This is a genomic window from Streptomyces sp. NPDC037273, from assembly GCF_055603625.1.
Genome location: NZ_JBVJVO010000001.1, coordinates 17,770 through 38,769, shown reverse-complemented (window position 1 = coordinate 38,769; position 21,000 = coordinate 17,770). Strand labels below are relative to the sequence as shown.

The following is a 21,000-nucleotide window of genomic DNA, read 5'->3' as shown; positions in this document are numbered from 1 at the left end:
TACCCCCCCCCCCCCCCCCCCCCCCCCCCCCCCCCCCCCCCCCCCCCCCCCACCCCCACCCCCCCCCCCCCCCCCCCCCCCCCCCCCCCTCCCCCCCCCGCACCGCATCGGCCCGGTCCTCCAGGCCCTGCTGCTCCTGCACCGGGAGCGCGGGCCCGCCGGGCTCGCCCCACGGCTCACCGCGCTGGTCGAGTCCCTGGCCCGTTTCGCGGAACAGAGCCTGGACGAGAGCCCGGACGAGAGCCGGGTCGAACGCCGGGACGCGGCCTCCGGCGGTGACGGGCCCTGGTGGGCCGCGCGGCTGCTCGGTGAGAGCGTGCGGCGGCTGCCGGACCCGCGGCCGTACCTGCCCGTCCTGCGGCTGCTCGCCGACCGGATCGGGGAGCGGCCGGGGCGGCACCCGGCCCTCGCGCCCTTCGGGCCGGGCTTCTGGCAGGGCCTCCCGGTCGGCGAGGACGAGCGGATCGACCTGCTGCGGCGGCTGGTCCCGGCCGACCCGCCGCCCGGTGGCGAGGAGCGGGCGCTCGACGTCGTGGCCGGGATGCTCGTCGCGGATCCGCGCGGGGTGCAGCCGCTGGTGTGCCGGTGGTTCGGGGACGAGAGGGAGGTGCCGGGGGAGGCGGGGGCGACCGTGGGGGCGGTGGCGCGGGCGCTGCTGCACACGCACCGGGGGCTCGCGGTCGACGATCTGTGCGAGGCGCTGGTGGCGACCGCGCATCCGCTGGCCGACGGGCTGCTCGCCCGGCTGGCGGAGGACGAGCCGTCGGCGGTGTGCCGGGCGGTGGACCGCTGGGCGCATGACGACGGACGGCCGGAGCGGCGGGTGGCGGCCGCCGCGTACGGGGAGCTGGTGGCCGGGCGGGCCGGGACCTCGGCCGACCGGGAGCTGCTGCGGTTCGCGGCGCTCGCGCTGCTCGCGAGACCGGGGGACCGGGCGCTGCACGGCGCCGCGCTCGGGCTGCTGATCCGCGACCCGCACACCCGGGCCCGCCATCTGCCCAGGGCGCTCGCCGAGCCACAGGTGCCGGCGTGTGCCCTCGCCGGGGCGCTGGGGAGCCATCCCGAACTGGTGCTCGGGGCGTTCCGCACCCGGCTGCGGGGGGCCGGTGAGGTGCCGGGCGCCGCGCTGCGCGCACTGGCCGAGGTGGACACGCCGGCGCTCGCCCGCAGGGTCGCGGCCCTGGTACGGGACTACGCGGGCCGGCATCCCGAGGGAGCCGGGCACGTGGCGGCCTTCGTCGACCGGCGGTTCGAGGACGGACCGGCGGCCAGGGCGGTCCTGCACCCGCTGGTCGCCGGGCTGATCCGGGGCCGCCCGGCGGCCGTACGGCGGGCCCTCGCGCCCGTCCTCGCGGCCCCCGGCACCGGTGCCTCCCGGCATCTGCGGGGCGAGCTGCTCGACGTACTCCTGGAGCACGAGCGGTACGAGGCGGAGACGGGGGAGTTCACGGTCCTGGAGGCGCTGCTCGACGCGGCGGCGGAGGGGGCAGGGCGGCGCAGCGAGCCGCGCACGCGGGAGCTGGTGCACCGGGTCGGGAAGCTGTGCGCCCGTACGCCGGAAGGGGTGCGGCGGTTCGACCGGGCGCTGGCCGGGCACTGCCGGGAGACGCCCGGGGTGGCCGCGCTGCTCGCGGGGTGGACGGACGGCGCGCCCGGGGACTGGGCGCCGCTGCTCGGTCCGGAGACCCTCAGGACGCTGCGGAGCCGCGGCACCTCCATGCCGATGCCAACCGATGGCCGTGGGCATGGCAGTCTTAGACCGGCGTAATCGGCGAACAGGCGGACGAGGAGCGGTCACAGTGCAGCGCTGGCGTGGCTTGGAGGACATTCCCCAGGACTGGGGGCGCAGCGTCGTCACCATCGGCTCCTACGACGGGGTGCACCGCGGACACCAGCTGATCATCGGGCGTGCCGTCGAGCGCGCCCGTGAGCTCGGCGTCCCGACCGTCGTCGTGACCTTCGACCCGCACCCGTCCGAGGTCGTGCGGCCCGGCAGCCACCCGCCGCTGCTCGCCCCGCACCACCGGCGTGCCGAGCTGATCGCGGAACTGGGCGTGGACGCGGTGCTCGTGCTGCCGTTCACCGCCGAGTTCTCGCAGCTGTCCCCGGCGGACTTCATCGTCAAGGTGCTGGTCGACAAGCTGCACGCCAAGGCGGTCATCGAGGGCCCCAACTTCCGCTTCGGCCACCGGGCCGCGGGCAACGTGGAGTTCCTCGCGGAGCTCGGCGAGACGTACGACTACGAGGTCGAGGTCATCGACCTGTTCGTCAGCGGCGAGGCGGGCGGCGGGCAGCCGTTCTCGTCCACGCTCACCCGCCGGCTCGTCGCCGAGGGCGACATGACCGGAGCGGCCGAGATCCTCGGCCGCCCGCACCGGGTCGAGGGCATCGTGGTCCGCGGCGCGCAGCGGGGCCGCGAGCTCGGCTTCCCGACGGCCAACGTCGAGACCCTCCCGCACACGGCGATCCCCGCCGACGGCGTCTACGCCGGCTGGCTGACGGCCGCCGGTGAGCGGATGCCGGCGGCCATCTCGGTCGGCACGAACCCGCAGTTCGACGGCACGGAGCGGACCGTCGAGGCGTACGCGATCGACCGCGAGGGGCTCGACCTGTACGGGCTGCACGTGTCCGTGGACTTCCTGGCGTACGTGCGGGGCATGCTCAAGTTCGACACCCTGGACGACCTGCTCCTGGCGATGGCCGGCGACGTGAAGCGCTGCCGCGAGCTGACGGAGACGTACGACCGGGAGCACCCGGCGCCGTAACGGCGGCCTCCCGGTCACCAGGTGACGAGGAGTTCCCTCGGTCCGCGGATCAGCCCCTTGGACTGCCACGGCACGTCCTCGGGGCGGCCCGCGAGCCGCAGGTCCGGGTAGCGGCGCAGCAGGGTCGAGAGCATCACCTCGGACTCCATCCGGGTGAGCATCGCACCCATGCAGTGGTGCGGTCCGTGCCCGAAGGAGACGTGCCCGGTGCCCTCGCGGTCGAAGTCGAGGCTGTGCGGGTCGGCGAAGACCTCCGGGTCCCGGTTGGCCGCCAGGTAGGAGGCGTACACCGCGTCACCCGCCCGGATCACCACCCCGCCGACCTCGACGTCCTCGGTGGCGATCCGCGGCAGTCCCACGCCGTTGCGGTGCGGGATCCAGCGCAGCAGTTCGTCCACGGCCTGCGGCAGCAGCTCCGGTTCGGCGCGCAGCCGGGCGGCGAGCTCGGGCCGGGTGAGCAGCACGTACACCATGTTGGCGCTGTTGTTCCGTACCGCGTGGGCGCCGCTGATGAGGATCGCCATGGCCAGCGACACGGCCTCGTCCGCGGTGATCCGCCCCTCCGCGAGGGACTCCGCGAGCACCCCCGCGAGATCGTCCCGCGGCTCGGCACGGCGCAGGTCGAGCAGCCGGGTGATGTAGCCGTGGATCTGGGCCTTGGCGGCCCTGCTGCTCTCCGGTCCCGGGCCCGAGGACAGGATGAGGTCGGGCCAGGAGGCCAGTTCCGCGCGGTCCTCGTCGGGGATGCCGAGCAGGTCGCAGACGACCTCCATCGGCAGCGGGCCGTGCAGGTGTTTCATCAGGTCGGCGGGGCGGCCCGCCGCCTCCATGGCGTCCAGGAGCCGGTCGGTGCTCGCCTGCGCGAGCGGCCGCAGCCGCTTGGTGCTCTGCCCGGTGAAGGCCTTGGTCACGGCCTTGCGGAGCTGCGTGTGGTACGGCGGGTCCGCGTAGTTCAGGGCCGCCTTCGAGGCCACCATGTGGCCGGTCATCTTGGTGACCTGGTGCTCGAGCAGCGCCGTCCGGCTGAACCGGGGGTCGGAGGTCACCGCGCGGACGTCCTCGTACCGCGTCACGAGCCAGGCCTCGTTCTCCGCGGTGAACGGCAGCCGGATGCGGGCGACGGGCTCCTTGTCGAGCAGCTCGGTGAGCAGCGGATCGAAGGCGAGGGCGGGGAGGTCCTCGACGGCCCAGGTGCGGACCGGCCGCGGCGCGGCCGTGGGTTCTGAGGTCATGGCATGGGATGTTCCCGGCCGCGGGCGGCGGCGACACGCCGAGCGGCGACAGCCCCCTGAACGGAGCATCCCCCGTACCCCCCGCTCGTTACCCTCCGTGGGCGTCCGGTCACCTGAGCGGTTGCGGGGTCGCGATCACCGGGTGAGTGTGGGGCGCAGTTCAGCGAAAGAGATGAAGGAGCGAGTGTCGTGGCGACTTTGTGCAAGCCCGCGGTGTCCGTGCCCGAGCACGTGATCACGATGGAGGAGACCCTCGACCTCGCCCGCTCGCACCATGAGGGGCATCCCCAACTGGCGCTGGCGCTGCGGCTGATCGAGAACACCGGCGTCACGCGCCGGCACATCGTCCAGCCCATCGAGGAGACCCTGAAGCACCCCGGCTTCGAGGAGCGCAACCTCCGGTACGAGGCCGAGGCGAAGGCCCGGGTGCCCGCGGTCGTACTGCGGGCGCTGGAGAACGCGGCGCTGCGCCCGGCCGACATCGACATGATCGTCTACGTGTCGTGCACGGGTTTCATGATGCCCTCGCTCACCGCCTGGATGATCAACACGATGGGCTTCCCCAGCCACACCCGCCAGGTGCCCATCGCCCAGCTCGGCTGCGCCGCCGGCGGCGCGGCCCTCAACCGGGCGCACGACTTCTGCACCGCCTACCCGGACGCCAACGTCCTCATCGTCGCCTGCGAGTTCTGCTCGCTCTGCTACCAGCCCACCGACCTGGGCGTCGGATCGCTGCTCTCCAACGGCCTGTTCGGCGACGCCGTCGCCGCCGCCGTGGTCCGCGGCCGGGGCGGCACCGGCATCACCCTGGAGCGCAACAGCTCCCACCTGGTGCCCGACACCGAGGACTGGATCGCCTACAGCGTCCGTTCCACCGGCTTCCACTTCCTCCTCGACAAGCGGGTGCCCACCACCATGGAGCCGCTCGCCCCCGCGCTCCGCGAGGTCGCGGGTGCCCACGGCTGGGACGCCGGGGACCTGGACTTCTACATCATCCACGCCGGCGGGCCGCGCATCCTCGACGACCTCAGCCGCTTCCTCGAAGTCCCCGCCGAGGCCTTCCGGTTCAGCCGCGCGACCCTCACGGAGTACGGCAACATCGCCAGCGCCGTCGTCCTCGACGCGGTCCGCCGGCTCTTCGAGGAAGGCGGACAGCCCGAGGGCGCCCGGGGCATCCTCGCCGGCTTCGGCCCCGGCATCACCGCCGAGATGTGCCTCGGCCGGTGGAGCAACGCCGTGCCGCCCGCCGTCGACCTCGGTCTGGAAACCCGCCGGATCGTGGGCTACGCCCCGCCGCTCCGGCCGGTCCGCAGCTCCGCCTGACCGCGTCGTCCGCGCCCGACATCTCGCCCCCAACCCCGCAGAGGAGAGCCGTATGTCCGCCATGCCACCCGCCCGCCGCAGAACCCGCTCCCGGACCCTCCGCGGGTCCGCCGCGCTCACCGCGCTCCTCGCCGGGGCCGCCGCCGCGTCCCTGGCCGGCGCCCCGGCCCAGGCGTCCGCCCCGCACGCGGGCCGGGTCCCCATGCACCAGTGCTGGGTGAACGGGGTCGCCGCCCCGCCCGGCGACATGGTCAGCGGCACCAGCGGCGACGACCACATCTTCTGCGACAGCGACCTGGAGAACGTCACCGTCTGGGGCGGCGCGGGCAACGACATGATCGAGGTCCGCGGCCTGGTCATCGACTCGGCCGTCATGGGCGGTGAGGGCGACGACGTCATCCGCGCCAAGCACCTCGTCCCGCAGAACGCCTCCAGCATGGTCAGGGGCAACCGCGGCAACGATGTCATCAAGGTCGCCACCGTCTCCGGCGACGGGGCCGCGCACGGGGCCGTCGTCCACGGCGACGACGGCGACGACAAGATCACCACCGGCTCCGTCACCGGCGCCCCCGGCAAGTTCAACCGCGGCGGCGGCCTGGTCACCGGCAACGACGGCGCCGACACCATCAAGGTCGGCACCATCGACTTCTCCGGCCGGGTGCTCGGCGGCAGCGAGAGCGACATCATCGAGGCGGCCGCCCTCGGCCCCGAGTCCGGCGGCCTCATCCAGTCCGGCCCCGGCGACGACACGATCAGCGGCCCCGACGGCGCGATCCTCGTCGTCGGCGAGCACTGGGGCACGGTCGACGCCGGCGTCGGCAACGACACCTGCACCGTGAAGTCGGTCTCCACCCGCACCTCGATCAGCTCCTGCGAGACCATGCCCAAGGCCGCGCCCCCGGTGAAGCCCTCGGCACCGGCCGACGGAGCGGCGAAGCCGGAAGCCGCCCCGGCCAAGCCCGAGGCCCCCGCGGCCAAGCCGGAGACCGCGCCCGCGAAGCCGGAGACCCCCGCGGGCAAGCCCGCGCAGCCCGCCACGCCCTGAGCGGCCGGGCAGGGAGGCGAGGCGCGGGCCGGTCAGGCCCGCGCCTCCTCCCGGTCCGCCCAGTGGCAGGCGACCGCCTGCTCCCCGCCGCCGCCCAGGATGGGCAGGAGTTCCTCGCGGCAGCTGTGGGCGACGGCCGCGGCCTCGCCCGAGGCGAGCACCTGGCAGCGCGCGTGGAAGCGGCAGCCGGACGGGACGCGCGAGGGGTCCGGGGGCTCGCCGGTCAGTACGACCGGGGCGTCGCCGGACTCCGGGAGCACCGACAACAGGGCCTGGGTGTAAGGGTGTCGGGGCCGGGTGAGGACGGACTCCACGGTGCCGGTCTCCACCACACGGCCGAGGTACATGACCGCCACCCGGTCGGCGATGTTCCAGGCGAGCCCGAGGTCGTGGGTGACGACCAGGGCGGAGAGCCCGAGTTCGTCGCGCAGCCGCAGGAGGAGCGCCAGGATCTCGCCGCGTACGGAGGCGTCCAGGGAGGCCACCGGCTCGTCGGCGACGATCAGTTCGGGTTCGAGCACCAGCGCGCCGGCGATGACGACGCGCTGCCGCTGGCCGCCGGACAGCTCGTGCGGATAGCGCAGGAAGAAGCGCTCCGGGGGCCGCAGCCCCGCCCGCGAGAGGGCGCCGGCGACCGCGGCGCGCTCGTCCCCCTCGTACCCGTGGATGCGCAGTCCCTCGGCCACCGCGTCGTACACGGTGTGCCGCGGGTTCAGCGAGCCGCTGGGGTCCTGGAGGACCAGCTGGGCGCGCCTCCGGTAGGACTTGAGGGCGCCGGAGGAGTACGAGAGCGGTGTCCCGTCGAAGCTGACGGTGCCCGAGGTGGGGCGGACCAGGCCGAGCAGGGAGCGGGCCAGCGTCGTCTTGCCGCAGCCCGACTCCCCGACGAGGGCGACGATCTCGCCGGTGCCGATGTCCAGGTCGACCCCGTCCACCGCGCGCGCGGGCGCCGCGCCGCGCCGGCCGGGGAAGGCGACGTGCAGTCCGCGCGCCGAGAGCAGCGGGCCCGCGCCCGTCCCCGTACGCCCCGGCGTCCCCTCGGCGGTGTGACGCGCGGTGTCGCTCATGCCGTACTCCCCACGTGTACGCAGGCGGCCCGGCGCCCGGCGCCCGCCTCCCGCAGTTCCTGGTCCTCTTCGGCGCAGACGTCGAGCGCCACCGGACAGCGCGGCCGGAAGGCGCAGCCGCCGGGCAGGTCGGCCGGGTCGGGCGGGTCGCCCGGCAGGCCGCGCGGCGCCCGCCGGGAGGCGAGGTCCCCGACCCGGGGGAACGCCGAGGACAGCGCCCGCCCGTACGGGTGCCGGGCGGCCTCGTACACCGCCCGCGCCGGCCCCTCCTCGACGACCCGGCCCGCGTACATCACGGCGAGCCGGTCGCAGGCGTCGGCGAGGACGGCCAGGTCGTGGCTGATCATCAGGAGGCTGATGGACTGCTCGGCGACGAGCCGCTCGATCAGCCGCAGGATCTGCGCCTGGATCATCACGTCGAGCGCCGTCGTCGGCTCGTCCGCCACGATGAGCAGCGGGTCGCAGGCCAGCGCCATCGCGATCATCACGCGCTGCCGCTGGCCGCCGGACAGCTCGTGCGGGTACGCGGCGGCCCGCGCGGCGGGCAGCCCGACGTGTTCGAGGAGCTCGCCGACGCGCGCGCGTGCCGCCGCCGGGGTCGCCCGGCCGTGCACGAGCAGCGGCTCGGCGATCTGGTCCCCGATCCGGTGCACCGCGTTCAGCGAGTGCATCGCGCCCTGGAAGACGATCGACGCGCCCGCCCAGCGCACGGCCCGCAGCCGGCCCCACTTCATGGCGAGGACGTCCTCGCCGTCGAGCAGCACCTCGCCCTCGATCCGTGCCGAGGCCGGAAGCAGCCGCAGCAGCGCGAGCGCGAGCGTGGACTTGCCGCAGCCGGACTCGCCGGCCACGCCGAGCTTGCTCCCCGCCGCCAGCGACAGGTCGACCCCGCGCACGGCCGGCACCGCGCCCGCGCCCGACCCGTACGTCACCTTCAGATTCCGTACTTCGAGGAGGCTCAACGCCCCACCCCCAGCTTCGGGTTGAGCACGGACTCGACCGCCCGGCCGCACAGCGTGAACGCCAGGGCGACCAGCGCGATCGCGATCCCGGGCGGCGCCAGGTACCACCAGTGCCCGGAGGACACCGCGCCGGCCTCGCGGGCGTCCTGGAGCATTCCGCCCCAGGAGACCACCGTCGGGTCGCCGAGCCCGAGGAAGGCGAGCGTCGCCTCGGTCAGGATGGCGGTGGAGATGCCGAGCGTGGTCTGCGCGAGCACCAGCGGCATCACGTTCGGCAGCACGTGCCGGCTCATGATGTGGCCGTGGCCCCCGCCGAGCGCGGTCGCCCGCTCGATGTACGGACGGGACTCCACCGCGATCGTCTGCGCCCGTACGAGGCGCGCCGTGGTCGGCCACGAGGTCACCCCGATGGCCAGGACCACCGTCCACATCGACCGGGACATGACGGTGGCCAGCACGATCGCGAGGACCAGCGTCGGCATCACCAGGAACCAGTCGGTGATCCGCATGACGACGGTGGAGAACCAGCCGCCGTAGTGCCCGGCGATGATGCCGACCAGGGTGCCGATGGCGACCGACAGGGTCGCCGCGAGCAGCCCGACGAGCAGCGAGATCCGCGCCCCCCAGATCAGCAGGCCGAGCAGTGAGCGCCCGAACTGGTCGGTCCCGAGCGGGAATTCGGCGCTCGGCGGTTCCAGGGCCGTGCCCGGCGCCCGCGTCACCGACTGCACGTCGGCGCCGACCAGCAGCGGCGCGGCGAGGGCGAGCAAGGCGATCAGCGCGAGCCCGGCGAGACCGAGGAGTCCGGCGCGGTGGGTGCGGTACCGCTGCCAGAAGCGCGCCACCGTGGCACGGCGGCGCGCCCGCGCCAGCGAGGTCGTGGTGTCCTTGGAGGTCATCGGCCCACCCGGGGATCGAGCAGCGGATAGAGCAGGTCGGCGATCAGGTTCATCAGGATCATCGCCCCGGCGAAGACCACGAACAGCCCCTGGACGAGCGGCAGATCGGGCACGCTCAGCGCCTGGTAGAACAGCCCGCCGAGACCCGGCCAGGAGAACACCGTCTCCACCAGGATCGAACCGGCCGCCACATGGCCCAGGTTGATGAAGATCATCGTGACGGTGGGGAGCAGCGCGTTCGGCACGGCGTGCCGTCGGCGGACCATGTCGTCGCGCAGCCCCTTGGCGCGCGCCGTCGTCAGATAGTCGCCGCCCATCTCGTCGAGCAGCGAGGAGCGCATCACGAGCAGCGTCTGCGCGTAGCCGACGGCCACCAGGGTGACCACCGGCAGGACGAGGTGGTGGGCGACGTCGAGGACGTAGCCGAAACCGGTCTCGCCCGTCCCCGACTCCATGCCGCCGGTCGGGAAGAGGCCCGGGATCGGGCCCATGCCGACCGAGAAGACGATGATGAGGAGCAGGCCGAGCCAGAAGGACGGCACCGACCACAGGGTCAGCGCGATCCCGGTGTTCAGCTTGTCGCCGAGGCCACCGTGGCGCCAGGCCGAGCGGGTGCCGAGCCACAGTCCGAGCGCCGAGTAGATCACCACGGCGACACCGGTGAGCAGCAGCGTCGCGGGCAGTTTCTCGGCGATCAGCTCGCCGACCGGGGCGCGGAACTGGAACGAGGTGCCGAGGTCGCCGCCGAGCGCGTTCGCGCAGTAGTCGGTGAACTGCTGCCACAGCGGCAGGTCGAGCCCGAACTGGCGGCGCAGCGTGGCGAGTTGTTCGGCCGAGGTGGGCACGCCGTGGGTCATCGCCTTGACCGGGTCACCGGGGATGATCCGGAACAGGAAGAAGCTGGTGACCAGCACGGCGAAGAGCGAGACGAGCGCGCCGCACAGCTTCCCCGCCGCGTGGCGGAGGTAGCCGGCGGAGGAACCGGTGCGGGACGCGCCGTCCGCGGCGCGGGCCTGGTCGGCCCGCCCCACGTCGGCGGGGGTGCTTGCCGTCGTCACGTACTACTCGCGGTCGTCGGCGGTGGAGCGGCGGCGCAGCCCGAGGAAGGCGCCGATGCCGAGGACGACCACCACGGCCGCGCCGATGCCGATGATCACCCCGGCGGACGAGCCGCCCTTGTCGTCCTCGGCCTGCGCGGCGGGGACGGCCGACCACCAGCTCCAGTAGCCGTCCTGCCCCCACAGGTTGCCGGCGGCCTCGGGCATGGTGGTGATGGACCGGATCTGGTCCGTGCGGTACGCCTCCAGGGCGTTCGGGTAGGCCATGACGTTCATGTACCCCGTGTCGTACAGCCGGGACTGCATCCGCTTCACCAGATCCGCCCGCTTGGCGGCGTCGTACTCCACCGCCTGCTGCGCGTAGAGCCCGTCGAACTGCGGGTCGCAGATGAAGTTGTCGGTGGCGCCGGAGTCCTTGGGCGTCGCCGGGAGCGCGCCGCAGGTGTGGATGGACAGGACGTAGTCCGGGTCGGGGTTGACCGACCAGCCGTCGAAGGCGAGGTCGTAGTCGCCCTTGACCCAGGGGTCGGAGACGCTGTCGAGGCACTCGACCTTGAGGCCGACGCCGAGCTTGCCCCACCACTCCTGGAGGTACTTGCCGACCGCCTTGTCGTTGGGGTCGGTGGCGTGACAGAGGATCCGGAAGTCGAGCGGCTTGCCGTCCTTGCCGACGCGCTTGCCGGCCGCGTCCTTCCGGTATCCGGCGTCGTCGAGGACCTTCTCGGCCGCGGCGGGGTCGTACGCCCGCTTCTGCGTGCCCTCCGGCTTCCAGAAGTACGAGCCGAAGCGCGGCGGGATGTAGCCCTCGCCCTCGACCGCGTGGCCCTGGAAGACCTTGTCGACGAGGGTGGTGCGGTCGATCGCGAGGAAGAGCGCCTTGCGGACGGCCGGGTCGAGCAGCGCCGGGTGGCCGTTGCCGAAGGTCTTGCCGTCCTTGGCCTTCGCGCCGGGGTTGGTGGCGAGGGCGTAGAAGCGGCGGCCGGGGGCGTCGTTGACCTTGATGTCCTTCTGGGTCTTCAGCGCGGCGGCCTGAGCGGGCGTCAGGTTCGGTACGAAGGACACCTCGCCCTTCTGCAGGGCGGCGACGGCGGCGTCCCCGTCCTTGTAGTACTTGAAGACCAGTTCGTCGAACTTGGGGGCGCCCCGCCAGAACGTCTTGTTCGGCTTGAGCTTGATGTACTGGTCGACCTTGAAGTCGGTGATGACGAACGGGCCGTTGCCCACGATGGGGAACTGCTTGTCGTTGTTGAACTTCGAGAAGTCGCCGACCTTCTCCCACACGTGCTTCGGCACGATCGGCACGTCGAGCGCCGTCATCGTCGCCTGCGGCTTCTTCAGCCGGATGACCAGCGTCTGCGCGTCGGGCGCGGTGACCTGGGCGAAGTTGGCCGTGAAGCTGCCGTTCGCGGTGGCGGCGTTCGGGTCGGTCATCATCTTGTTGAAGGTCCAGGCCGCGTCCTCGGCGGTGGCCGGCTTCCCGTCGGACCAGGTGGAGTCCTTGCGGATCGTGTACGTCCACGTCAGCTTGTCCGCCGACGGCGTCCAGGCGGTCGCGAAGCCCGGGACCGTGCGCGCGTCCTTCGGGTCGTAGTTGGTGAGGTACTCGTACGCCAGCCGGTGGATGCTGGTCGAGGTGAGCTTCTGGGCGAGGAACGGGCTCAGCGAGTCGATGCTCTGCGAGACGGCGACCGTGAGCGTCGTGCCGCCGGACTTCCCGTCCTCCGCCCGCGCGGTGCCGGGGACGGCGGCGAGGGAGCCCGCCGCGAGACCGGCGGCGAGCAGAAGTCGGAGGGGTCTGCGGGCGGCGGTGGGGCGGGGTGGAACCTTCGTGACCATGACCATGGGACGTGACCTCGCGTCGGAGTTTCTGTCGTGGATCTTGGGCTGACGATGGGTGAAGCGAAGGTGTATCAGCGGTGGTCTGCCGTCGTCAACGATCGCTCAAACCCCGTGTGGGCTGCGGGAACGCCAAGAGGCTCCGTATCGGGGAGCCGATACGGAGCCTCATTGGTCTAATCCTGTGACGCCTTACTGCTGAGGGGCTGGCGGCGCCTGCGGAGGCACCTCTCCGTCCGTCTGCGGAGGCAGCGGCTGCCCCGGCACCGGCTGCCCGGGCTGCGGCTGCTGCCAGGCCTGCGGCACCCCCGGCTGCTGCGGATACGGCGGGGGCGCCTGCCCCGGATACGGCTGTCCGGGCACGGGCTGACCCGGCGCGTACTGCCCCGGCATCGGCTGCCCGGGCATCACCTGACCCGGCATCGGCTGCCCCGGCTGGGCGTACCCCTGCGGCGGGTAGGGCTGACCCGGCTGCGGCGGATGCGGCTGTCCGGGCTGCGGGGCCTGGGGCGCGTACGGCTGTCCCGGGGCGGGCTGACCGGGCGGCGGGTACTGCCCGGGCGCGTACTGCCCCGGCACGGGCTGTCCGGGCATGGGCTGACCCGGCATCGGCTGGCCCGGCATCGGCGGGGCCATGTGCGGGGGCACCGCGCCCTGGCCGTCGCCGGTCCACAGGCCCTGGGCCTGCTGCGCCCGTACGAAGTCCTCGGCCACCATCGCCGAGAGGTGGAAGTACGCCTCCCGGGTCTTCGGCCGCATCATGTCGAGGTCCACCTCGGCACCGGCCGACAGGTGCTCGTCGAAGGGCACGACCACGACACCGCGGCAGCGGGTCTGGAAGTGCTGCACGATGTCCTCGACCTTGATCATCTTGCCGGTCTCGCGGACCCCCGAGATGACCGTGATGGAGCGCTGCACCAGGTCCGCGTAACCGTGCGCCGACAGCCAGTCGAGCGTCGTCGACGCGCTGGACGCGCCGTCCACGGACGGCGTCGAGATGATGATCAGCTGATCGGCGAGGTCGAGCACCCCGCGCATCGCGCTGTAGAGCAGACCCGTACCCGAGTCGGTCAGGATGATCGGGTACTGCTTGCCCAGGACGTCGATCGCCCGCCGGTAGTCCTCGTCGTTGAACGTCGTCGAGACGGCCGGGTCCACGTCGTTGGCGAGGATCTCCAGACCGGACGGCGCCTGCGAGGTGAACCGGCGGATGTCCATGTACGAGTTCAGGTACGGGATCGCCTGCACCAGGTCGCGGATGGTCGCCCCGGTCTCCCGCCGCACCCGGCGGCCGAGCGTGCCGGCGTCCGGGTTGGCGTCGATCGCCAGGATCTTGTCCTGCCGCTCCGTCGCCAGGGTCGCGCCCAGCGCCGTCGTCGTCGTGGTCTTGCCGACGCCGCCCTTGAGCGAGATGACCGCGATCCGGTAGCAGGAGAGGACGGGCGTCCGGATCAGGTCCAGCTTCCGCTGCCGCTCCGCCTCCTCCTTCTTCCCGCCGATCTTGAACCGGGCCGAGCCGGCCGGGTTCCGGCTCGACTTCGGCTTCTGCTTGTTGTTCCGCAGCAGCCGGTCCGACGACAGCTCGACGGCCGCGTTGTAGCCCAGCGGCGCCCCCGGCACCGACCGCTCCCGCTGGTCGTGCGTCACCGGCGACGGCCAGGCCGCCCCCGTCCGCGGATCCACGGCCTGCTGCGCGTCCTGCGGCGGCAGCGGAGCCGGCTGCGCCCCCGGCGGTACGGCTCCGGGGTGCGGGTACCCGTACCCGCCCTGCGCCTGCGGCGGCACACCCCCCGGCTGCTGCGGATAGCCGTAACCACCCTGCTGCGGAGGCGTCCCGGGGTGCGGGAAGCCGTAACCACCCTGCGGCGCCTGCGGATAGCCGTACCCGCCCGGCTGCTCGGGCCGCGCCTCCGGCTGCGGCTGAGCCTGCGGCGGTACGGGAGCGGGCGCGGCCGCGCCCGGAGCCCCGGGACCCGCCGGAGCCGGCCAGCCCGCCGTCGGCGGCATCGGCGCGGCCGGCGGCACCTGCTGCCCACCCGGCCCCGCCTGCTCCGGCCACTGCTGCGCCGGCCCCGGCGCGGCCGGCTGGAACGACGGCGGCAACGGCGGCAACCCCACACCGCCCCCGGGATACGCCCCGGGCGCCCCACCCTCCGCGGGCATCGCCCCGGGATGGGCCGGCGCGGGGAACGCCCCGGGCGCGGGCGCGGCACCGGGACCGAAGCCCTGCGGTACGGGCGCGGCCGGCGGTACGGGTGTGCCCTGCGGCGCGGCGGTCGGGAACGGTGCGGGGCCGAGGTCCTGCGGTGCGGGCGCGGGTGCGGCCTGGGGCGCGGCCGTCGGAGCCGTACCGGGGCCGAGGTCCTGCGGCGCGGCGATCGGGAACGCGTCGGAGGCCGGTGCCTCGGCCTCGGCACCCGCGTCGGCCGCGTCCGTCCCGTCGGCGGCGGCGGCGCGGTCGGTGCCGTCCGACTCCGCCCCCGACTCCTGCTCCACACCCGCGTCCGAGCCCGGCTCGGTGTCCGATCCGGCGACGGCGTCCGCCGCGGCCTCGACCACGACGTCCTCGCCGGCCGCAACAGCCCCGCCGGCCGCAACAGCCTCATCGGCCTCAACGGCCGAACCGGCGGCCGTCTCGGCCACCTCGCCCGCGCCCGAGTCCGCCACGGCGCCGTCCGTACCCTCGACGCCGGCCTCAGCGGCTTCCGACGCGTCCGGGACCGGGACGGGCCCCGTGCTCACGGGCACACCCGCGCCCTCGGTCCCGCCGGCGGAGGCCTCCGCCGCGCGCTCGGCCATCTCGCGCTTCAGCGCGGCGGGGGAGAAGCGCATGGTCGCACCGCTCTCCACGTCCCCGCCGCCGAACGGCGCGGCGGGCGCGGGCGCCTCGGGTGCGACGGGTGCGACGGGTGCCACGGGCGTACCCGGCACGACCGGCGGCGCACCGACCGGCGCCGGCGGCGCCTGGTTCCACCCCGGCTCGAACCCACTGCCCGCCGGAAGCCCCGGCACGGGGGACCCAGGGACGGGAGGCCCGGGCACGGGCGCCCCGGCCACGGGCGGCGAAGGAACCACGGGCGGCGCAGGGAGCACGGGCGGCGCAGGCACCACAGGCGGCTCAGGGGCGACCGCTCCCGGTACCGGCGGCAGGCCGGGGATCGGGACGGGGGCGCCGCTGGGGGGCGGGGGAGTGGCGCCGGGCGTGCCCGGGCCGGCCGAGGCGTTCTGCGTGTACCAGGCCGGCGGGGTGTAGTCGATGGTGAACTCACCCGTCATCTCGGCGGGGTCCGCGTCGGACTGATCGTCGGCGGGCGGGTTCCAACCCCCGCGGACCTCGTCGCGATCGCCGGTCACTTTGCCTCCTGGTGTGGTCGAGCACCCTTGTGCCGTGGTGGGCGGGGCTCGTCCAGCCTAATCGGCGCGGGCATCCGCCGGGCAGGCCCGGCGGGCGCTCCCGGTGGGTTCCGGCGGCCCGGTCACGCCCCCAAGTGACCCGACTGCGGCGCAGAGTGAGAACCCCGACCGTTTAAAACAATGTCAAAACGATGCAAAAACGGACGTACTTGAGCGACTTGCGGTCGCTCCTTCGCCGTTCAGTCCATGCGGCGCGCGCCGCCCAACAATCCGGTCTCGGCGTCCGTCGCCTGCGTCATCACGAACTGGCGGTCGCTCGGCGTGCACCAGAGGGTCACGCCGTCGGCGAGCGTGGACAGCGCCTCGTACTCGTGGCGGGGGAGGCTCATGATCCGGCCGATCTGCGCCGCCTCGTCGGGCGACACCCGCTGGACCCCCACCAGGGAGGACTTCTCCAGGAGCCGGGGCGCGACGGGGCTGAGATAGGGGAGCAGCGTCACCACCGACTGCCAGGGAGCCGACACGACGCGGCCGCGCGGGGGCCGCATGCCGCAGTCCCGGACGACGACCACCGGGCTGCCGGCCGATGCGCCCTGCGGCGGCACCCGGCCCACGTCGTGCAGCGCGATGCACGGCTGGCCGCCGCCCGCGGCCTGCGCGAGTGCCGTCCAGGCCTGGGCGCGACCGGTCTCGACGGCGACCCGGGCCCCCGTCGCGGCGGCGCGCAGGGCGAGCACCTGCGCGGTCCAGAGGCCGCCGATGAGGGTGACGTCGTAGGGGACGGGCCGGTTGATGCCGAGCACGGCGGGCCGGTTCTCGGCGTCCACGCCGACCACCACGCCGTCGTCGCCCACCGGCAGTGCCAGCGCGTCCAGCTGCTCCACGGGCACCGAGTGCCGGTCGCGGCGCGGCCCCACGAGACCGAAACCGAACCGGGGCCGCGTGCCCCGCCCCGTACGAGAACCCGTAGGAGTACCCGCACGAGAACCCGTAGGAGAAGCCGCGCGAGATCCCGTACGAGGAGAGGGCGAGCCGCCGGACGTACCCCCGCCCGGCTGCGTACCGAAAGAAGCGGTGGACATCAGCGCGCACCTCCCAGCGGCAGCGTCGCGAGCATGCCCGGCACCTGTTCCCGGTCGAGACGCACCAGACCCGTCCTCACCCCGCGCGCCGCGCGTTCCAGTTCGTGCCGCGCGGCCACGAGTTCCTCGTCGCTGCGCCCGGTGATCCGTACGTGACCGGTCACGGTCACCTCCTGCCGGTCGCCGCCGCTCAGCGTCAGGCTGAACGTCGTCGCGAGCGCGGGCAGCGAGGTCAGCAGGGCCACCAGCTGCGGCATGGACGCTCCCGCGCCACCGCCGGGCCCGCCGAGCTGGGGCCAGCGCCCCACCCAGTACGTCGTGTGCCGACGGTCGTCCACCCGCCAGGTCCGCGCGGTCTCCTGCGTCCGCCGCGCCTGCGCCTGGCCGCGGCCCGCCTGCGTGATCGCCATCGGGCTCGCGCAGGTCGAGGTGGCGAGCGCCGACGTCAGTTCCTGCTCGGTGAGCACGTCCGCCCGGAAACCGGCGCCCGCGAGCCGGCTCGCCAGCTGGTCCGCCGCCCGCACCACGCACTTCTGCGCGCCCGTCATGCCGCCGCCGCGCGCGGCGACCGCCTCCGGGCAGAGTTCGGGGTCGAGCTTGAGGGCGATCCAGGTGATCCGCACCGCGGGCGAGCCCGTCTGCGCCTGGAGCGGCCCGTAGTTGCGCGCGGCCATCGACTGCGGGGGCAGGTGCGGCGCTGGCGCCGGCTGCGTGTGCTGCACGATCTGCGCCGACTCGAGACGGATGCCGTCGACCGACAGGACGTCACGGACCAGGCCGACGGGCAGTGGCCGCGCGGCGCGGTCCGGGCGCAGCGCCGTGCCGTCCGACTCGACGCGCAGGACGGCGGTCAGGAAGGTGCCGTCGCCGATCATCCCGACCGGCCGACGGTCACGGTCGCTGTACGCGTACGTCCGCAGCGCCGGATCGCACTCCACCACCGGCGCGAGCCCCGGCTCGGTGCCCTCCGGCACCGTGAAGGAGGCGGCCCTGCGCGAGCGGGCGCGCAGCGCGAGGAAGGTGCCGAGCCACTCCGGCAGCGAACGCCGGTGCCTGCGCACCACGGCGAGCAGGACGAGCACGACCGCGACCACGCCCGCGGGCACGAGCAGCATCGGTTCGACGACCCAGGCGACGGCGAGCAGCGCGGCCGCCACCTCGACGAGGACGAGCTGTTGCAATCGGAACGACCCGAAGTGTCCGGGACGCGCCTGGAGCCTCGGCGAGACCGAGGCCGCGGGTCCGGCGGACGGGGGCGCGGAGGCGGTGGCCGCGGCGGGCCGCGTCCGCGTCGCGGAAGCCATGATGGAGAATCCCCCTCAATTCGTCCCGATCACCCTGGCCCGCCAGGGCTTTGGCGGCCGGATCACCCTACCCGCCCCACGAACCCCACGGGACAGCAGGCATAGTAGGGGTCCGGTCCGACAGCCGGGGCCCGGGTGCCACCTCTCCGATCCCCGCGCGAAGACTGCGCCTGACGAGAATGGGGACTCATGGCATCGCGCCGGGACGAGCTCAACGCGTACACCTTTGCGAAGAAGCGCACGGTGGCGGCATTCCTCCAACCCTCGCCCTCCGGCACGGAGGAGGGGGCGCCGAGGCCGCTGCGCGCGATCGCCCCGGGCCTGATCGTCGCCGCCCTGGTCGTCGCCGGGTTCGGGGCGTGGGGCATGTTCAGCCCGGTCGCGCCCAAGGGCTGGGACACCCCGGGGACCCGGGTGATCGTCGGCAAGCAGTCGACGACCCGGTACGTCGTCCTGCAGACCGGCACGGGCAAGGGTGCGAAGACCCTGCTCCACCCGGTGCTCAACCTGGCGTCGGCGCGGCTCCTGCTCAACCCCGACCAGTTCCAGGTCGTCCAGGTCGACGACAAGACGCTCGACCTCGGCAAGCCCCCGCGCGGCCCCATCCTCGGCATCCCGTACGCCCCCGACCGGCTGCCCGCCCCGGCCGACGCGGGCACGTTCAAGCGCTGGGCCGTCTGCGAGCAGCCCGGCGGCGGCAAGGGCGCCAGCGTCCAGAAGGCCACCTTCCTCTTCGCCAAGCGCGACATGGAGCGCACCGAAGGCGCCGGGAAGCTGAAGGACGGGGAGATCCTGTACGTCCAGGGGCAGGCCGGCAAGGCGAAGTTCATCGTCGACCACACCGGCACCAAGTACCCGGTGAAGGCGGGCTCCACCGGGCTGCTCACCGCCCTCGTCGGCCTCAACAAGAAACCGCAGTCCGTCACCGACGACTGGCTCGCCACCCTCAAGACCGGCGACGAGATCGACTTCCCGCGCTACGAGGGCGAGGCCGGTGCCCCCGCCGGCATCCCCGGCGGCGGTCTGACCGCGACCGAGAACCGCGTCGGCATGGTCCTCTCCGCCCCGACCGGCACGGGCCCCCAGAAGTACGTCGTGCTGCCCGGCAAGGTCCAGCCCGTCAGCGACTTCACCGCCTGGCTGCTCATCAACTCCCCGCAGGGCCGCCCCCTCGACATGGACGGCAAGGCGACCGACGTCAACGCCGCCGACTTCGAACCCGGCACCCCCTTCCACGCGCAGGCGGACTGGCCCCGGAAGCAGGTCTCCCTGGTCAACGAGGCCACCGGCGCCGCGACCGCCCGCGACACCGTCTGCAGCGTCCTCACCGGCGTCGACGAGGCGGGCAACACCACCCTCACCACCTGGGCCGGCGCCCAGTACCCCGCCGACATCACCGCCGGCGGCTCCAGCACGTACGTCACCCCGGGCAGCGGCCTGCTCTACACCCAGGTCCAGGGGAAGGGGAAGCAGCAGGAGGCCCAGGGCTCGCTCTTCCTCGTCACCGACACCGGACTGCGGTACGCCGTCCAGGCCAACGGCGACAGCGACGCCGACCGTTCCGAGATCGGCGCGGGCGACCAGAAACCGACCGACGGCCGCCCGGAACCCAGCGACGCCCAGAAGCGTCTCGGCTACGAGAAGGTCAAGCCGGTACCCGTACCGATCGAATGGTCGGAGTTCCTCTCCAAGGGTCCCCGGCTCGACACCAACAGCGCGCGTCAGCCGCAGGGTTCCTGAGGGGGTGGCACCGGTGACGACGACGACCCACCGCGCGGCGGCCCTGCTCACCGCCGGCACCCTCACCGCCCTCCTCGCGGCGCCCGCGGCGAGCGCCGTACCCGCCGCACCCGGCTCACCCCGCCCGGGCGGACCCGTCCTCGACGGCAGCGGCGAGTGCACCTTCCCGATGAAGAAGCAGATCGAAGGCATCCCCTGGCCGCTCCAGCGGGTCCTCCTCGACGAGCTCTGGCAGGACACCAAGGGCAAGGGCGTCCGGGTCGCGGTCATCGACACCGGCGTCGACGACGTCAACCCGCAGCTGCGCAAGGCCGTCGACGCCAAGTCGGGCAAGGACTACCTCAAGCCCGACAAGAACAACCCCTCCTTCGGCGACGAGAAGCGCGGCAAGACCGACGGCACCGTCGACGAGGTCGGCCACGGCACCAAGGTCGCCGGCATCATCGCCGCCCAACCCCGGAGGGGCACCGGCTTCGTCGGTCTCGCCCCCGAGGCCACGATCATCCCGATCCGGCAGAACGACGAGAAGAACAGCGGCAAGTCCGACACGATGGCCCTGGCGATCGACCACGCCGTCAAGATGGGCGCCCAGGTCATCAACATCTCGCAGGACACCACCCAGCCGCTGAGCGTCGACTCGCCGATGGGCAAGGCCGTCGCCCGCGCGATCAAGGCGGACGTCGTCGTCGTCGCCTCCGCGGGCAACGACGGCATGGACGGCCGCCAGAAGAACACCTACCCCGCCGCCTTCCCCGGGGTCCTCGCCGTCGCCTCCTCCGACCGGAACAACGAACGCGCCGCGTTCTCCCAGTCCGGCGACTTCGTGGGCGTCGCCGCCCCCGGCGTCGACATCGTCTCCACCGTCCCCGGCGGCGGCCAGTGCGTCGACAACGGCACCAGCTTCTCCGCCCCGTACGTCGCGGGCGTCGCCGCCCTGCTGCGCGCCAAGTACACCGACTGGACCGCGCAGCAGGTCATCGCCCGGATCGAGCAGACCGCCATCCGCTCGGTCAACGGTCATGACCCCCACGTCGGTTGGGGCGTCGTCGACCCCGTACGGGCCCTCGCCGACGTCGGCCCGGGGACACCGCCCTCCTCACCCACGCCCGACCCCGGCCCGGCCAGGCCGCCGGCGCCCGAGGCGGCCCGTCTGACGCTGTCGGAGACACCCCAGGAACGCTCCGAACGGCTCGCCACCTATGCGTTGGGGATCGGCGCCGTCCTGGTGGCCCTGGTCGCCGGAACGGCCGTCGTGATCCGCGACAGCCGCCGCCGAAGGGGGGTCCGATGAGCCTGGTCACGGCCAAGTATCCGGACCTTCCTTTGCAGTTGG

At 73.8% G+C, this 21,000-nt stretch carries 14 protein-coding genes and 2 pseudogenes (1 of these 16 only partly in view); 7 read left to right on the top strand and 9 right to left on the bottom strand.

Going from position 1 to position 21,000, the window contains the following annotated elements; translation table 11 throughout:
- The 3 genes and pseudogenes from ACZ7G1_RS00160 to ACZ7G1_RS00150 all read left to right on the top strand — a co-directional run.
- A pseudogene (locus ACZ7G1_RS00160) lies at positions 1–307 on the top strand (trypsin-like peptidase domain-containing protein) (its annotated part extends 1,920 nt beyond the left edge of the window); the annotation flags it as partial.
- A gap of 9 nt (positions 308–316) precedes the next feature.
- A complete protein-coding gene (locus tag ACZ7G1_RS00155; RefSeq protein WP_470881879.1) occupies positions 317–1,768 on the top strand; it encodes a hypothetical protein in 1,452 nt (483 codons plus the stop codon).
- A gap of 31 nt (positions 1,769–1,799) precedes the next feature.
- A complete protein-coding gene (locus tag ACZ7G1_RS00150; protein WP_470881877.1) occupies positions 1,800–2,765 on the top strand; it encodes a bifunctional riboflavin kinase/FAD synthetase in 966 nt (321 codons plus the stop codon).
- Between the two features lie 14 nt (positions 2,766–2,779).
- On the opposite strand, the gene ACZ7G1_RS00145 is transcribed toward ACZ7G1_RS00150, so the two are convergent.
- A complete protein-coding gene (locus tag ACZ7G1_RS00145; protein ID WP_470881875.1) occupies positions 2,780–3,997 on the bottom strand; it encodes a cytochrome P450 in 1,218 nt (405 codons plus the stop codon).
- A gap of 186 nt (positions 3,998–4,183) precedes the next feature.
- On the opposite strand from ACZ7G1_RS00145, the pseudogene ACZ7G1_RS00140 reads away from it, so the two are divergent.
- Both ACZ7G1_RS00140 and ACZ7G1_RS00135 read left to right on the top strand, forming a co-directional pair.
- A pseudogene (locus tag ACZ7G1_RS00140) lies at positions 4,184–5,320 on the top strand (type III polyketide synthase); the annotation flags it as partial.
- A gap of 52 nt (positions 5,321–5,372) precedes the next feature.
- Entirely contained in the window at positions 5,373–6,365 is a 993-nt protein-coding gene (locus ACZ7G1_RS00135; protein WP_470881873.1) for a hypothetical protein, read from the top strand.
- A 32-nt stretch (positions 6,366–6,397) separates the two neighbouring features.
- On the opposite strand, the gene ACZ7G1_RS00130 is transcribed toward ACZ7G1_RS00135, so the two are convergent.
- The 8 genes from ACZ7G1_RS00130 to eccE all read right to left on the bottom strand — a co-directional run bounded on the left by ACZ7G1_RS00130 (position 6,398) and on the right by eccE (position 17,927).
- Positions 6,398–7,432 (bottom strand): ABC transporter ATP-binding protein, encoded by a 1,035-nt coding sequence (locus ACZ7G1_RS00130; RefSeq protein ID WP_470881871.1) that lies wholly within the window; start codon positions 7,430–7,432, stop codon positions 6,398–6,400.
- Positions 7,429–8,394 carry an ABC transporter ATP-binding protein gene (locus tag ACZ7G1_RS00125; RefSeq protein ID WP_470881869.1) on the bottom strand — a complete coding sequence of 322 codons (966 nt, stop codon included), beginning with the start codon at positions 8,392–8,394 and terminating at the stop codon, positions 7,429–7,431. Before ACZ7G1_RS00125 ends, ACZ7G1_RS00130 begins: the two co-directional genes overlap by 4 nt.
- The gene (locus ACZ7G1_RS00120) at positions 8,391–9,293 is read right to left on the bottom strand and encodes an ABC transporter permease (protein WP_470881867.1); all 903 of its coding nucleotides are present in this window, start codon (positions 9,291–9,293) and stop codon (positions 8,391–8,393) included. The genes ACZ7G1_RS00125 and ACZ7G1_RS00120 overlap by 4 nt, the downstream gene beginning before the upstream one ends.
- On the bottom strand, positions 9,290–10,351 hold the full coding sequence (locus tag ACZ7G1_RS00115) for an ABC transporter permease (RefSeq protein WP_471203908.1): 1,062 nt from the start codon (positions 10,349–10,351) through the stop codon (positions 9,290–9,292). The genes ACZ7G1_RS00120 and ACZ7G1_RS00115 overlap by 4 nt, the downstream gene beginning before the upstream one ends.
- Before the next feature lie 3 nt (positions 10,352–10,354).
- Positions 10,355–12,187: an ABC transporter substrate-binding protein gene (locus ACZ7G1_RS00110; RefSeq protein WP_470881902.1), complete on the bottom strand. Its 1,833-nt coding sequence runs from the start codon at positions 12,185–12,187 to the stop codon at positions 10,355–10,357.
- Positions 12,188–12,379: 192 nt separating this feature from the next.
- On the bottom strand, positions 12,380–15,541 hold the full coding sequence (locus tag ACZ7G1_RS00105) for an SCO5717 family growth-regulating ATPase (RefSeq protein ID WP_470881864.1): 3,162 nt from the start codon (positions 15,539–15,541) through the stop codon (positions 12,380–12,382).
- A 239-nt stretch (positions 15,542–15,780) separates the two neighbouring features.
- Entirely contained in the window at positions 15,781–16,623 is an 843-nt protein-coding gene (locus ACZ7G1_RS00100) for a hypothetical protein (protein ID WP_470881862.1), read from the bottom strand.
- Positions 16,623–17,927, bottom strand: coding sequence for a type VII secretion protein EccE (gene eccE / locus ACZ7G1_RS00095; RefSeq protein ID WP_470881860.1), 1,305 nt, complete (start codon positions 17,925–17,927; stop codon positions 16,623–16,625). The genes ACZ7G1_RS00100 and eccE overlap by 1 nt, the downstream gene beginning before the upstream one ends.
- Positions 17,928–18,116: 189 nt before the next feature.
- Here eccE and eccB point away from each other — a divergent pair, with 189 nt between their 5' ends.
- The gene (gene eccB, locus ACZ7G1_RS00090) at positions 18,117–19,667 is read left to right on the top strand and encodes a type VII secretion protein EccB (protein ID WP_470881859.1); all 1,551 of its coding nucleotides are present in this window, start codon (positions 18,117–18,119) and stop codon (positions 19,665–19,667) included.
- A gap of 169 nt (positions 19,668–19,836) precedes the next feature.
- Positions 19,837–20,958 (top strand): type VII secretion-associated serine protease mycosin, encoded by a 1,122-nt coding sequence (gene mycP, locus ACZ7G1_RS00085; RefSeq protein ID WP_470881900.1) that lies wholly within the window; start codon positions 19,837–19,839, stop codon positions 20,956–20,958.
- The last annotated feature ends 42 nt before the right edge of the window (positions 20,959–21,000 follow it).